The 13,657-nt window shown below is 67.0% G+C and carries 15 protein-coding genes and 1 tRNA gene; 7 read left to right on the top strand and 9 right to left on the bottom strand.

The genetic code is table 11. From position 1 onward, the window contains the following. Window positions 1-86: 86 nt before the first annotated feature. Entirely contained in the window at window positions 87-977 is an 891-nt protein-coding gene (locus ACF8LI_RS17750; protein WP_016450106.1) for a LysR substrate-binding domain-containing protein, read from the bottom strand. A 64-nt stretch (window positions 978-1,041) separates the two neighbouring features. After that, a complete protein-coding gene (locus ACF8LI_RS17745) occupies window positions 1,042-1,440 on the bottom strand; it encodes a hypothetical protein (RefSeq protein ID WP_392413615.1) in 399 nt (132 codons plus the stop codon). 713 nt (window positions 1,441-2,153) lie between these two features. Here ACF8LI_RS17745 and ACF8LI_RS17740 point away from each other — a divergent pair. Continuing rightward, entirely contained in the window at window positions 2,154-4,232 is a 2,079-nt protein-coding gene (locus ACF8LI_RS17740; RefSeq protein WP_088166282.1) for a bifunctional 2',3'-cyclic-nucleotide 2'-phosphodiesterase/3'-nucleotidase, read from the top strand. A gap of 72 nt (window positions 4,233-4,304) precedes the next feature. Here the strand turns inward: ACF8LI_RS17740 and ACF8LI_RS17735 are convergent, their stop codons facing one another. Next, window positions 4,305-4,913, bottom strand: coding sequence for a PaaI family thioesterase (locus ACF8LI_RS17735; protein ID WP_197945145.1), 609 nt, complete (start codon window positions 4,911-4,913; stop codon window positions 4,305-4,307). A gap of 104 nt (window positions 4,914-5,017) precedes the next feature. Between ACF8LI_RS17735 and ACF8LI_RS17730 the strand changes: the two genes are divergently transcribed. Both ACF8LI_RS17730 and ACF8LI_RS17725 read left to right on the top strand, forming a co-directional pair. Next, window positions 5,018-5,491, top strand: coding sequence for a MarR family winged helix-turn-helix transcriptional regulator (locus tag ACF8LI_RS17730; RefSeq protein WP_071954544.1), 474 nt, complete (start codon window positions 5,018-5,020; stop codon window positions 5,489-5,491). 35 nt (window positions 5,492-5,526) lie between these two features. Continuing rightward, window positions 5,527-6,810: an MFS transporter gene (locus ACF8LI_RS17725; protein WP_392413612.1), complete on the top strand. Its 1,284-nt coding sequence runs from the start codon at window positions 5,527-5,529 to the stop codon at window positions 6,808-6,810. A gap of 30 nt (window positions 6,811-6,840) precedes the next feature. Here the strand turns inward: ACF8LI_RS17725 and ACF8LI_RS17720 are convergent, their stop codons facing one another. Together ACF8LI_RS17720 and radC are read right to left on the bottom strand one after the other, a co-directional pair. Further along, window positions 6,841-7,500: a Smr/MutS family protein gene (locus ACF8LI_RS17720; RefSeq protein ID WP_013803859.1), complete on the bottom strand. Its 660-nt coding sequence runs from the start codon at window positions 7,498-7,500 to the stop codon at window positions 6,841-6,843. Window positions 7,501-7,562: 62 nt separating this feature from the next. Continuing rightward, on the bottom strand, window positions 7,563-8,243 hold the full coding sequence (gene radC, locus ACF8LI_RS17715) for a DNA repair protein RadC (RefSeq protein WP_016454292.1): 681 nt from the start codon (window positions 8,241-8,243) through the stop codon (window positions 7,563-7,565). Window positions 8,244-8,340: 97 nt separating this feature from the next. On the opposite strand from radC, the gene ACF8LI_RS17710 reads away from it, so the two are divergent. Together ACF8LI_RS17710 and ispH are read left to right on the top strand one after the other, a co-directional pair. Then, complete coding sequence (locus ACF8LI_RS17710) at window positions 8,341-8,811, top strand: peptidylprolyl isomerase (RefSeq protein WP_016450099.1); 471 nt, start codon at window positions 8,341-8,343, stop codon at window positions 8,809-8,811. A 1-nt stretch (window position 8,812) separates the two neighbouring features. Next, entirely contained in the window at window positions 8,813-9,811 is a 999-nt protein-coding gene (gene ispH / locus ACF8LI_RS17705; RefSeq protein WP_392413611.1) for a 4-hydroxy-3-methylbut-2-enyl diphosphate reductase, read from the top strand. A gap of 76 nt (window positions 9,812-9,887) precedes the next feature. Here the strand turns inward: ispH and ACF8LI_RS17700 are convergent, their stop codons facing one another. Continuing rightward, window positions 9,888-10,586, bottom strand: coding sequence for a CBS domain-containing protein (locus tag ACF8LI_RS17700; RefSeq protein ID WP_096915443.1), 699 nt, complete (start codon window positions 10,584-10,586; stop codon window positions 9,888-9,890). A gap of 137 nt (window positions 10,587-10,723) precedes the next feature. Between ACF8LI_RS17700 and serS the strand changes: the two genes are divergently transcribed. Then, window positions 10,724-12,040 (top strand): serine--tRNA ligase, encoded by a 1,317-nt coding sequence (gene serS, locus ACF8LI_RS17695; protein WP_016450096.1) that lies wholly within the window; start codon window positions 10,724-10,726, stop codon window positions 12,038-12,040. Between the two features lie 33 nt (window positions 12,041-12,073). Beyond that, window positions 12,074-12,163 (top strand) — tRNA-Ser (locus ACF8LI_RS17690). Between the two features lie 118 nt (window positions 12,164-12,281). Here ACF8LI_RS17690 and ACF8LI_RS17685 read toward each other — a convergent pair. The 3 genes from ACF8LI_RS17685 to ACF8LI_RS17675 all read right to left on the bottom strand — a co-directional run bounded on the left by ACF8LI_RS17685 (window position 12,282) and on the right by ACF8LI_RS17675 (window position 13,566). After that, window positions 12,282-12,563 (bottom strand): H-NS family nucleoid-associated regulatory protein, encoded by a 282-nt coding sequence (locus tag ACF8LI_RS17685; protein WP_016450095.1) that lies wholly within the window; start codon window positions 12,561-12,563, stop codon window positions 12,282-12,284. Between the two features lie 140 nt (window positions 12,564-12,703). Continuing rightward, window positions 12,704-13,063, bottom strand: coding sequence for a hypothetical protein (locus ACF8LI_RS17680; RefSeq protein ID WP_016450094.1), 360 nt, complete (start codon window positions 13,061-13,063; stop codon window positions 12,704-12,706). Between the two features lie 152 nt (window positions 13,064-13,215). Then, complete coding sequence (locus tag ACF8LI_RS17675; protein WP_016450093.1) at window positions 13,216-13,566, bottom strand: four-helix bundle copper-binding protein; 351 nt, start codon at window positions 13,564-13,566, stop codon at window positions 13,216-13,218. Window positions 13,567-13,657 lie beyond the last annotated feature (91 nt).

Below are 13,657 nucleotides of genomic sequence, written 5' to 3'. Positions count from 1 at the left end.
ACTGCAACCCCGCAACCGCCACGACGCAGGCGCTGACATACGGGGAGTTTGCTCGGGCCTTTGCTGCGCTCGGCCTGGAGTTTTTTTTAGCGGGGCATGTTGGTTCTGGTGGCGGGGGCCAGCTGTGCGGCGAACTCGCGCGCGGCCGCGCTGTAGCTGGCGCCTCGGCGCCACAGCAGGCCGGCGGTGCGGATGAGTTGCGGGGCGACCAGGTGGATGGCCACCATGTCCGTCGCCTGCTGGGCGGCGCGTTCGGGGACGATGGTGGCCATGTCGCCCCAGCGGCACAGCGCGATCAGCGATTCCACCGAGCCCATTTCCGCGCGCAGCAAGGGCGTGACGCCTGCGGTGCGCAGCCCGTCCTCGATCAGGCTGCGCGTGTAGAACGTGCGCGGCAGCAGGGCCAGGGGCACGCCGGCCAGCGACTTGACGGACAGCGTGCGGCGCCCGGCCAGCGGGTGCGATGGGTTGACCAGCAGCATCATGCGTTCGTCGAACAGCGGCAGCGCGTCCAGCTCGGCGCGCTGGGGCGGGTGAAAGCTCACGCCCAGGTCCAGGCTGCCGTCCAGCAATCCCTGCTCCACGGGCGGGGCCAGCAGCTCGATCACCACCACGTTGACCTTGGGATAGGCGCGCATGAAAGCCGCCACGGCCGGGGCGACCAGGGTGTTGAGGAAGGTGGGAATCACGCCGATGGTCAGCGTGCCGGTCTGCAGCTCGCTGAGGTCGGCCAGGGCCATGCGCCCGGCCTCCACCTCATGCAGCGCACGCTCCGCATAGTTGCGGAACACCACGCCTGCCTGCGACAGTTTCAGCCCCCGGCCAATGCGCTCGAACAGCGCCATGCCCAGCTCCTCCTCCAGCTGACGCAGCCCATGCGAGAGCGTGGACTGCGTGACATAGAGGTTCCTGGCCGATGTCGTCAGGTGCTCGGTCTTGGCGATATCGACAAAGTAGCGCAGCTGGCGCAGTTCCATGGGTGAAGGCAAGGGGGTGTTCGGCGGGCCAGTTTCTCACAGAGATACGGGCGCGCCGCACAGTTCACTCGCCGTCGTCCTGGTCCACGAACTCCACCAGCTCCGGCAGCATCTCCAGCTGCTGGATAGCATCCTTGAGCCGCAGGCCAAAGCGTGATTCCGGCCGCCCGAAGGCGCCCTGCGCCAGCCGCAGCGCCGCCGTTGCCTTGATCCACTCCACCTCGAAGGCATAGCGGTCCGCATGCTGCTGGACACCCATGCGCTTGATGTGCTCCAGCGCCAGCTCCACGGCGCAGTCCACATCGACTTCGCTGTCGTCCCTGTCGGGATCGTCGGTCATCAGTTCGATCAACTGCTGCAGCGTGCTGTGCACCAGGCCCAGCGAGGCGTGCATGGCCTGCCGCCAGGTGGGAAGAAAAGGTGGTTGGGGAGGGGCCGCCTGAGCGGCGGTGAGAGGGTGCATGTCTTGGTTCCTGTATGAATCAAGAGAACCACACGCCACCGTACGACGGGCAACGGGTGGACGGGATGTTCGTAACACGTATACAGACGTGCGGCCATCCTTGCGGGTAAGCCCATCCCGTCCAAAACCGTTGGAGACGGACGCGCGACGACGCATCTGCCCCAGGAATCTGGACATGACAAAGCCCCCTTCAAGGTGGGGGCCGCACCTCTGTATTGGTGTTACGACACACCAAGCCTTTCGGCCTGCCGCAAGTTTAACGGCTGCGTATCAAGAAACCAGGCCGAGCGCAGCGAAGGCCCGAGCAAGCTCCCCGTATGTCAGCGCCTGCGTCGGGCCGCCTGCGGGGTTGCAGTCCTGCCGAAGGACAGGACTGCTTCGTGATCTGACTCGCTGCGGTTGTCTGAGCGGAGTTCACGCAGTGAACGCAGCGAGTTCCGCAGCGAACCCCGCAGGTGGCCCGACGCAGGTTGCCCCGCAGCGAAGCGAAGGGGTCGCGGACATCCGGGTCGCCTTTGCTTTGCCTACTTTCCTTTGGCGAAACAAAGGAAAGTAGGTCGGCCGCCGGGCCGAAACCCGGCCTCGAAAAACAACCCCCCGGCAGGGACAAAAAACAGCACCTGACCAAGACCAGACCAGAACAGACCAGCTGTCACACCCCTGTAAACCCCCACCAACAAACTCCCCCCCTTCACCACCCCCACAAAAACCACATGCCGCTGAGCAACCTCCCCACATTGCAATCCCTGCTCCTGTCCCGCCGCCTGGCGCTGAGCGTCCTGGCCAGCGCCGCGCTGGTGGCCGCCTGCGGTGGCAGCGACAGCAATGACAGCACGACGCCCCCGGTGGCCAGCCAGCCCGCGACGGCCACGCTGGCCGTGCTGGAGACCACGGATCTGCACTTCAACGTGCGCAGCTATGACTATTTCAAGCTGGCCGAGGATGCCTCCTACGGCTTCGAGCGCACGGCCACGCTGGTGCGTGCGGCGCGCAAGGAGTTTGCCAATACGCTGCTGGTGGACAACGGCGACACCATCCAGGGCACGGCCCTGGCCGATTACGAGGCCGAGGTGGCCAAGATCCCCTGCACGCAGCAGCTGTCCATGTACAAGGCCATGGGCGCGCTGGGCTTCGATGCGGGCACGCTGGGCAACCATGAGTTCAACTACGGCCTGCCCTTCCTGAACCAGGTGCTGGGTGGCGGCCTGGACGTGGACGGCGTGGACAAGGCGCTCAAGTGCGCGGGCAATGGCTTTCCCATGGCGCTGTCCAATGTCTACAGCAGCAAGACCAAGCAGCCGCTGGTGCAGCCCTACGTGATTCTGGAGCGCAAGATCGCGGCCAAGGACAAGGATGGCAAGGCGGTGGAGCTGCCCATCAAGATCGGCGTGATCGGCTTCACCACGCCGGGCATCATGAACTGGGACAAGCGCTATCTGGAGGGCAAGCTCTACACCGAAGGCGCCGTGGAGTCCGCCCAGAAGTACCTGCCCGAGATGCGCGCCAAGGGCGCCGATGTGGTGGTGGCCATGCTGCACGGCGGCCTGGATGGCGCGGCCTACTCGCCGACGATGGAGAACCCCGGCCTGCACCTGAGCAAGGTGGCCGGCATCGACGCCATGGTCATGGGCCACCAGCACAGCGTGTTCCCCGATGCGGCGGCCACGCCGGCGTTCACGCAGGCGGGCGTGGACAACAAGGCGGGCACCATCAACGGCGTGCAGTCGGTGATGGCCAGTTCCTGGGGCAAGGCGCTGGGCGTGATCCAGCTGGCGCTCAAGTGGGACGGCAAGCAGTGGAGCGTGGACAAGAGCGCGGGCAAGAGCGAGCTGCGCAATATCCAGACCGGCAAGGACGCCGCAGGCAAGGCCACCTACGTGGCGGTGGACCCGACGGTGGCGCCGCTGATCGAGAGCCAGCACCAGGCCGCCATCCAGTACGTGAAGACGCCCATCGGCAGCACGGACTTCCGCATGAGCACGCTGTTCGCCGATGTGGGCGACCCGGGCGCCATCCAGATCGTCAACCAGGCGCAGCGCGACTATGTGGCCGACTATGTGAAGGCCAGCCTGCCGCAGTACGCGCAGCTGCCCGTGCTGTCGGTGAGCGCGCCGTTCAAGTCGGGCTTCCAGGGCGGCGCCGACTACACCGACGTGGCCGTGGGCCCGCTGGCCATCTACAACGCGGCCGACCTGTACCTGTACCCCAACACCGTGTATGCGGTGAAGGTGAATGGCGCCGACATCAAGGACTGGCTGGAGGCCGCTGCCAAGCGCTTCAATCAGATCGACCCGGCCAAGACGGGTGAGCAGCAGCTGATCAGCACCTTCCCGGGCTACAACTTCGACATGTTCACCACGGCCGATGTGCAGTACGAGATCGACGTGACCCAGCCCGTGGGCAGCCGCATCAAGAACCTGCAGTACCTGGGCAAGGCCATCGACCCGGCGCAGGAGTTCGTGATCGCCACGAACAACTACCGCGCCACCAGCGGCAAGAGCTTCATCGCCAAGCTCGACGGCTCCAGCGCCATCTGGGCCTCGCCGGACGCCAACCGCGACGTGGTGATCGGCTACGTGCGCAAGAACGGCAGCATCACGCGTGCTGCCAATGGCGCGGCCAAGAGCTGGCGCTTCACCAAGGTGGCCACCTCGGCCAACGTGGTGTTCAGCTCCGGCGCCAACGCGCTGCCGGTGGCGCAGGCGGCGGGCCTGGCCAACATCTCGCTGGTGGCGGCCGATGACGGCTCGGGCAAGGGCACGTCCAAGTACCGCCTGGATCTGTCGAAGTAAGTTCCGGCAGGCAAGCAACAAAAAAGCCCCGTGCATCTGGCACGGGGCTTTTTTGCTTGTGCCGAACGGGCTTCAGCGCGCAGGCGGCATCTCGAACACCAGGCAGGTGGTCGTGGCGTGGGCGTAGAGCGTGCCATCGGGGCCGACCAGGCGCGCCTCGGCCGTGGCCAGTTGGCGGCCGCAGTGCAGCACGCGGCCTTCGGCGCGCACGCGCGGCACGCGCGGGGTCAGGGCCTTGACCAGGTTCACGCCCAGCTCGGCCGTGGTGTAGCCCCGGCCCGGCGGCATGCAGGTGTGGACGGCGCAGCCCAGCGCCGAGTCCAGCAAGGTGGCGAACCAGCCGCCGTGCACCGTGCCCATGGGGTTGAGGTGGTTGGCGCCGGGGCGGCCCTGGAAGACGGCGCTGCCTTCGCCCACGGAAATCAGCATGAAGTCCAGCGTGCGTGCAATGGGCGCGTAGGGCAGCTCGCCGCGCAGCATGGCCTGCATCAGCTCCAGCCCGCTGCGGCCTGCGACCTGGTCGGGGCGCGATACGCCTGCGCCGGGGCCGGCGTCCAGCCGGAGGGTGACCGCCTGTTCCTCGTCCAGCCAGGCTTGGAGGGCAGGGGAGATGGCGCCGGTGGTGGCGCTGGAGGTGAGGCTGTGGGCGGCCTGCTCCGGGGAGTGGGTGCGGGTGTCCATGGAATGTCTCTCTTTCATTGGGAAAATGCGGGTGCCAGGCTGTCTGGGATGGCGGCGTGGATATTATTGTATCTACAACAGTTGTATATGCAATAATCTGCGCCATGCCAGTGAATCCAGACATCCTCGCCGTGCCCCAGGGCTGCACCAACCACCGCGTGCGCCAGCTCATGCGCAGCGTGGGCCAGGTGTATGACGCCCATCTGAACGAGACGGGGCTGCGCATCACGCAGTACTCGCTGCTCAGCCATGTGCTGGCCGCCGGTCCGGTGCGGCCCTCGGACCTGGCGCGGCGCATGCGCATGGACGCCTCGACGCTGACGCGCAACCTCAAGCCGCTGATCGACGCCGGCTGGGTGCGCATGGGCCAGGGCGAGGACCAGCGCAGCCGCCTGGTCCACATCACCGACGCGGGCCAGGCCAAGCGCGAAGAGGCCAAGCAAAGCTGGAAGACCGCACAGAACGAGCTCAACGCCCGCGTGGGCCTGGAGCGCGTGGCGGCCCTGCATGCGCTGATCGACGAATGCCTGGTGCTGCTCGATGGCGATGGCAACGCTGCAGACGGCCCGCAGGCGTAGGCCCTACCGAATTCCCAACCCCCGAAGAGACTCCCATGCTCTCCAACTCCACGGCGCGCTGGCTGCAGCGGCGCGGCATCCACTACGGCTGGCTGGTCGCAGCCATCACTTTCCTCACCATGCTGACCATGTCGGCGGCGCTGGGCCTGCCGGGCGCCATGCTGCAGCCGCTGTCGCGCGAGTTCGGCTGGAGTACGGAGCAGATTTCGAGCAGCCTGGCGCTGCGCTTTGCGCTGTTCGGCCTGCTGGGGCCGTTTGCGGCGGTGATGATGGAGCGCTTCGGCCTGCGTGCGGTGATGTGCATGGGCCTGGCCCTGGTGGGCGGCGCCATGGCGATGGTGACGCAGGCCACGCAGCTGTGGCATCTGTTTTTGCTGTGGAGCCTGCTGCTGGGCATGGGCACGGGCCTGACGGCGCTGGTGCTGGGCGCCGTGGTGGCCAACCGCTGGTTTGCGGCGCGGCGGGGCCTGGTCATCGGCGTGCTCACGGCCAGTGCGGCCACGGGGCAGCTGGCCTTCCTGCCGCTGGCCGCCTGGATGATCGAGCACTGGGGCTGGCGCTCGGCCACGGTGCCGGTGTTCGTGGCCAGCGCCTTGATTGCCGTGCTGGCTTTGCTGTTCGTGCGGGACCGGCCTTCGGACCTGGGCCTGGTGCCCTTTGGCGGCGATGCCTCGGCCCCGCCGCCGCCGGCCATGGCCATGAACTTCGGCACGCCCTTCAAGGTGCTGGCCGAGGCCGCGCGCAACCGCACCTTCTGGCTGCTGGCGGGCACCTTCTTCATCTGCGGCCTGTCCACCAACGGCCTGGTGCAGACGCACTTCATCTCGCTGTGCGGCGACAACGGCATGGGCGCGGTGCCCGCCGCGTCGGTGCTGGCCATGATGGGGGCCTTCGACTTCGTGGGCACCGTGCTGTCGGGCTGGCTGTCGGACCGCTACGACAACCGCAAGCTGCTGTTCTGGTACTACGGGCTGCGCGGCTTGTCGCTGTTCTGGCTGCCGCATTCGGAGTTCACCTTCTACGGCCTGGGCCTGTTCGCCATGTTCTACGGGCTGGACTGGATCGCCACGGTGCCGCCCACGGTCAAGCTCACGGCCCAGCATTTCGGGCCGCAGAAGGTGGGTCTGGTGTTCGGCTGGATCTTCGCGGCCCACCAGCTGGGCGCGGCCGCCGCTGCCTGGGGCGCAGGCCTGACGCGCACCCTGCTGCTGACCTATACGCCCGCGCTGTATGCGGCCGGCCTGGCCTGCCTGGTGGCGGCGGTGATGGCGCTGGTGATAGGTCGGGCGCGCAAGGCGACGGCGGTGGCCGCGGCCTGAGCCCCATCACCGCTCACGCCATCCACGCCCTCAGTACAGCTGGCGCTTGCCCGGCTGCAGCAGGACGACCAGGGCGCCCGCGCCACCTTCGGCCGGGCGGGCCTGCACAAAGGCCAGCACTTCCTTTTTCTGCACCAGCCAGCGCAGCACGCGGCCCTTGAGCACGGGGGTCTTGCCCGGCGAGCCCAGGCCCTTGCCGTGCACCACGCGCACGCAGCGTATGCCGGTGCGGTGGGACAGGCGGATGAACTGGCCCAGCGCCTCGCGCGCCTCGTCCACGCGCAGGCCGTGCAGGTCCAGCTGGCGCTGGATGCTCCACTGCCCGGCGCGCAGCTTGTGGGTCACGTCCAGGCCGATGCCGGGGCGCCGGAAGCTGAGCTGGTCGTCGGTGTCCAGCAGGGTGCTGACGTCGAACTCGTCGCTCATGGCCTCCTGCAGCACGCGCTGCTCGTCCAGCTCCAGCTGCAGGGGCAGCGGCTCGGGGGGCTCGGGGGCATGGAGGTGGCGGGCGTGCGCGGACTTGAGCGCATGCACCGGGCCCACGGTGTTTTCGAACAGCTTTTGCTCGGCCAGGAGGCGGCGCGCCGCCTCGGCGCGCTGCTGCTGGAGCAGGGCCTCTTGGGCGGCGGCTTCGGCCAGTGCGCGGCGCACTGGCGCGAGGTCCTGCAGGCTGGTGGCTTTCAAAGTCATGGTGACGCCGGTTGTACCGCAATTTCGGCACCCCGGCGGCCATGGCGGGCCCAGCCGGGGTCCTACAGCATCCCCTGGCCCGCCATGGACAGCGCGGCGCCCGGCGCGACAATCACATGGTCCAGCACTTGGATGTCCATCAGGCCCAGGGCAGCCTGCAGGCTCTGCGTGACGGCCCTGTCCGCAGCGCTGGCCTGGACATGGCCGCTGGGGTGGTTGTGGGCCAGGATGACGGCACCCGCGTGGTGGTGCAGGGCGCGCAGCACCACTTCCCGGGGGTAGACGCTGGTGCGCGTGAGCGTGCCGCGGAACATCTCCTCCAGCGCGATCAGCCGGTGCTGGCTGTCCAAGAACAGCACGGCGAACACCTCGTGCTGGCGTGCCGCCAGGTGCAGCTGCAGGTAGCGCGCCACGGCCTCGGGCGAGGCCAGGGCAGGGCGCTCGCGCAGTTGCTCGGCCGTGGCGCGGCGCGCCAGTTCGAGCACGGCCAGGAGTTGTGCGCACTTGGAAGGCCCCAGCCCCTTGATGGCCTTCAGGTCGGCGTGCCCGGCCTGCAGCAGCCCGGACAGGCCGGGCCGGCCGGGCAGCTGCAGCAGTTCCTGGGCCAGCTGCAGCACGCCCTTGCCGGCCATGCCGGTGCGCAGCACGATGGCCAGCAGTTCGATGTCGGAAAGCGCCGAGGGGCCGTGTGCCGCGAGCCTTTCGCGCGGCTGGGCCTGGGCGGGCAGGTCTTTGAGAGCCATGGTTCAGCCAGGTGAGGGGCGCCGCAGGGGCACCGTTGCACGGGGCGTGGGGACATGGATGTTTTTCTACAATACGGGCCAGTTTATCGGGACTTCCATGACCTCTAGCGCTTCTTCCCCGGCCCACCCCACGGTCCAGGCCGGCTCGTTCCTCACGCTGCACTACCGCCTGTCCGGGCCTGCAGGCGATGTGATCAACACCTTCAACGACAAGCCCGCCACGCTGTCCCTGGGCGCGGGCGAGCTGTCGCCCGCCGTCGAGCAGCGCCTGCTGGGCCTGGCCGAAGGCACGCGCACCACGTTCGAGATGCCGGCCGGCGAAGCCTTCGGCGAGCGCAACGGCGACATGATGCAGTGGGTGGCGCGCAAGCTGATGAACGAGCTGGGCGACCCGCACGAGCAGTACGCGCCCGGCGATGTGGTGCAGTTCCCCACGCCCGACGGCCTGGGCAGCTACGCGGGTGCCGTGGTGCAGGTGCGCGAGGACGGCGCCGTGCTGTTCGACTTCAACCACCCGCTGGCGGGCCAGCCGGTGACGTTCGAAGTGCAGATCATCGGGGTGCTCTGAGGTGCTGGATTCGACCTCGCCCCAGGAAATCCTGCTGGCCGAGCCCCGGGGCTTCTGTGCCGGCGTGGACCGCGCCATCGAGATCGTGGAGCGTGCGCTGGCCAAGTTCGGCGCGCCCATCTACGTGCGCCACGAGATCGTGCACAACACCTTCGTGGTCAACGATCTCAAGGCCAAGGGAGCGATCTTCATCGAGGAGCTGGACGACGTGCCGCCCGGCGCCACCCTGGTGTTCAGCGCCCACGGCGTGAGCCGGGCGGTGCAGGAAGAGGCGCGGCGGCGCGGTTTCTCCATCTTCGACGCCACCTGTCCGCTGGTGACCAAGGTGCATGTGGAAGTGGCCAAGCTCGCCAAGGAAGGCTACGAGTTCCTGATGATCGGCCACAAGGGGCATCCCGAGGTCGAGGGCACCATGGGCCAGCTGTCCGAGGGCATCCACCTGGTCGAGGACGAGGCCGATGTGGCCCGTGTCGCCCCCCGCCAGACCGAGAAGCTGGCCGTGGTCACGCAGACCACGCTGTCGGTGGACGATGCCGCCGGCATCACGGCGGCCATCCGCGCCCGCTTTCCGCAGGTGCGCGAGCCCAAGCAGCAGGACATCTGCTACGCCACGCAAAACCGCCAGGACGCCGTCAAGGTGCTGGCGCCGCAGGTGGATGTGCTCATCGTCGTGGGCAGCCCTACCAGTTCCAACAGCAACCGGCTGCGCGAGCTGGCCGCGCGCCTGGGAACGCCCGCCTACATGGTGGACAACGCGGGCGAGCTGTGCGAGGAATGGTTTGCCAATGCCGGGCGCGTGGGCCTGACGGCCGGGGCCTCGGCGCCCGAGGTGCTGGTGGACGAGGTCATCCAGCGCCTGCGCCAGCTGGGCGCGCTGTCGGTGCGCAAGATGGATGGCATCGAGGAGACCGTGAAGTTCCCGCTGCCCAAGGGCCTGAAGATCGACGCGGCCACGGGGCTGGAGATCTCCGTGGGCAAGCAGCCCGAGACGGGCGGCTGAACCGCAGGCGCAGCGGGCATTGGCGAAAAAGCAAACGGGCGCCTGGCGCCCGTTTTGCATGGTGGGGCCGAAAGCCTCAGCTCCACAGATCCAGCGGCGGATCGGAGGCCACGGCGCGCAGGATGTCGGTGCGGCTGATGAAGCCGGCCAGCAGGCCCTGCTCATCGGTCACGGGCAGGCCCGGCAGGCCGGTCTCCAGCAGCACGCCGGCCACGCGGCGCAGGTCGGTGGTGGTGGCCACCGTGGGAATGGGGGAGATCATGACCTCGTTCACGGGCCGGCGCGCCAGGGCAATGGCGTCCTTGATCGCACCGGGCTCGGGCAGCAGGTCCAGCGGCGCCATGTCGGCACGCAGCAGCAGCCCGACCACGCGGCCACCGGCATCCAGCACGGGGGCCTGGGCCACGCCATGCTCGGCCAGCACGCGCCAGGCATCGTTGACGCCGGCCTCGGGCGATACCGTCACGGCCTCGTGGCTCATCACGTCGGCCACGGTCTGCAGGGGCTGGCGTGGCTGGCTGGGGCCTTTTTCCGTGGAAAGATAGGCATCGACCGCGCCGCGCAGCCGCGGCGCGGGCTCCGGCGCGCCGGCAGGCTGGCCCGCGAGGTCGGCCAGGATGGCGGGGAACGAGGCGGTGGCGTCGCCCGCCATCACATCGGCCGAGCGTGTGCGCAGGGCCTGCGGGCGTTGTACGCGGCGCACGGGCGCCACCTGGCCCAGCCGCTCGGCGGGACCGCGAAACATCTGTCCGTTGGGACCGAAGACAAAAAACATGGGTGCTCCCGGGTGCGCAAACCGCTGTGGGCGGCATATTGGAAGTATCGGCGCCGGCGCGGGATTTCTGTAGCGGCAAGACCCCCAACGCCCAGGGGCGGGCGCTGCCATGGCGATACCGCCTAAAATTGCCGGCTATGCTCGATATCCTTCTTCTTCGCAAAGACCTTGACTCGGCCGTCGCACGGCTGGAGACCCGCAAAAAGCCCCAGGCCTTCCTGAACGTGGAGGCCTTCCAGTCCCTGGAAGCAGAGCGCAAGTCCCTGCAGACACGGACCGAGGAGCTGCAGTCCAAGCGCAACCAGCTGTCCAAGCAGATCGGCATGCTGATGGGCAAGGGCGAGAAGGACGCTGCCGAGGCCGCCAAGGCCGAAGTCGGCAGCCTCAAGACCGAGCTGGACCAGTCGGCCACGCGCCTGGAGCAGATCCAGGGCGAGCTGCACGCCATGCTGCTGGCCGTGCCCAACCTGCCGCACGAAAGCGTGCCCGTCGGTGCGGACGAAAGCGGCAATGTGGAGGCGCGCCGCTGGGGCACGCCCAAGACCTTTGATTTCGAGGTCAAGGACCATGTGGACGTGGGCCAGCCGCTGGGCCTGGATTTCGACATGGGCGTCAAGCTGTCGGGCTCGCGCTTCACCGTGATGAAGGGCCCCATCGCCCGCCTGCACCGCGCCCTGGCGCAGTTCATGATCGACCTGCAGACCGACTCGCATGGCTACACCGAGTGCTACGTGCCCTACGCCGTCAATGCCGACTCGCTCAAGGGAACGGGCCAGTTGCCCAAGTTCGAGGGCGACCTGTTCGCCGCCAAGAAGGGCGGCCAGGACGGCGAGCCCGTGCCCGACAACGCGGCGCTCTACCTGATTCCCACGGCCGAGGTGCCGCTGACCAACTTCGTGCGCGACGTGGTCGTGGCCGAGGACCAGCTGCCCATCAAGCTCACGGCCCACAGCCCCTGCTTCCGCTCGGAGGCCGGCAGCTATGGCCGCGACACGCGCGGCATGATCCGCCAGCACCAGTTCGACAAGGTCGAGATGGTGCAGATCGTGCATCCGGAAAAGAGCTACGAGGCGCTGGAAGAGATGACCGGCCACGCCGAGGCCGTGCTGCAGAAGCTGGGCCTGCCCTACCGCGTGATGAGCCTGTGCACGGGCGACATGGGCTTTGGCTCGGCCAAGACCTATGACCTGGAAGTCTGGCTGCCTGCGCAGAACACTTACCGCGAGATCAGCTCGGTCTCCAACTGCGAGGCCTTCCAGGCGCGCCGCCTGCAGGCGCGCTTCAAGAATGCCCAGGGCAAGAACGAGCTGGTGCACACCCTCAACGGTTCCGGCCTGGCCGTGGGCCGCACGCTGGTGGCGGTGCTGGAGAACTACCAGAACGCCGACGGCTCGGTGACCATCCCCGAGGCGCTGCGCCCGTACATGGGTGGACAGACTTTGCTGAAGGCCTGAATTTTTAGGCTATAATTTCAGCTTCGACGCTGCGGAGAGGTGGCAGAGTGGTCGATTGTACCTGACTCGAAATCAGGCGTACGTGCGAACGTACCGAGGGTTCGAATCCCTCCCTCTCCGCCAGAAACATGAAACCCAGTGCTATGTGAATAGCACTGGGTTTTTCTGTTTCCGGCATTGCCTGGCGAGAGTCCGGGCGATTGGGGCCGCCATAAAAAATGCCCGCGTTGGCGGGCCATGCTCAGATCTCGAGGGCCTTGCGGTCCTTGCCTTCGATCCAGCGCGGCGGCTTGCCCCGTCCCGTCCAGGTGGCTCCGGTGGCGGGGTCCCGGTATTTCGGCACGCCAATGTTGGCGGACTTGGATTTGCGGGCGCTGAAGATGTCGTCGTGGGTCAATCCGAACTCATGGACGAGTTCTCGGACCTTGGCGATGACTCCGCCTTTCTCCGCCTTCAGCGTTTCGGCAATCCGTGCCTCAAGCTCGCTCTTTTGCTTGAGCAGGGTTTTGTAATCTGCTGTCATATGTTCCTCATGGATAGTGTGCTACACAATGACGCATTTTATGGAGACAGGGTCGATGTCGCATGTGGGACATCGTCGGTGTTTGCACCTAGGTTTTTCAATATTTCGCCATTGTTCGGGATAGAGCGCGAGGCCTTTGTCTACGCCTCGACAAACTCCCGGTGGCTGCTGAAGTGCAGGATTTCGGAATCCTGCGCTCCGCCCTGTCTTTGAATGACGATGGTGCCATTGGCATGCAGATAGATTCGGATGCCCGGCGTGGTCTCCGAATCCCAGTAGCAGGGGCTTTTGTCGAGGTTTTTCCAGCCGTGCTCTGCGCACAGCGTGCGCTGGCGCATGCTGTTGAGCAATTGCCTGCGCGCGCCTGCGCCTTCGCAGATGCGCATCCACAGCAGCAGGAGCATGTCGTGCGCTTCCTGGCGGGATGAGCAGGGAGGCATGTGCTTCAACTGGCCCAGGAGGGTAAGGAACCGCTGTTCTATGCTGATGTTCAGTGCCATGCCCATCTCCTTTGTGCGTGGATATGCATCAAAGTGTAGGCAGCGCCGAAGGCTGCCGATATAGGGCGGATGACGACAGCGCCGGTGGCTTTTTTTCCTGCCGGTTTGCAGGATGGGCGCCTGGCCGGCTGTCGTGACAAAGGCCAGCGGCGTCAATGCGACTGCATGCCCATGAGATTGCAGGACATGGCGCATTGCTGGCAGGCTGCCGCGCAGGTCTGGCAATGGTCGTGGGAATGCTTGCCGCATTCGTCGGCGCAGGCCTGGCAGATCCGGGCGCACAGGCGGCAGATGTCTGAGACATGCGGACTTTGGCGCGCCATTGAGGCCACGGCCAGTTCGCAGACCTGCGCGCATTCAAGATCCTGGGCAATGCAGGCGGCCATCATCTGGACGTCTGTTTCCTTCAGGCAGGCGGCGGCACAGGTATTGCAGGCAATGATGCAGGCTTGGCAGGCATCCATGCAGGCCTTGTAGTCGATGGCCGGTGGGGTGGTATTCATGGGAGTTCTCCTGGAATGAGGGAGTGAAGTCGCGCAGGGCGTTCTTCCTTGGCCAGCTATCCGCACCAAAGAAAACGCCCCGCGAACGGGG

It is taken from the genome of Delftia sp. WSY_12, assembly GCF_043104645.1.
In the GTDB taxonomy this organism is placed as follows: domain Bacteria; phylum Pseudomonadota; class Gammaproteobacteria; order Burkholderiales; family Burkholderiaceae_C; genus Comamonas; species Comamonas tsuruhatensis.
This window is presented reverse-complemented; position numbering and strand designations above follow the sequence as displayed.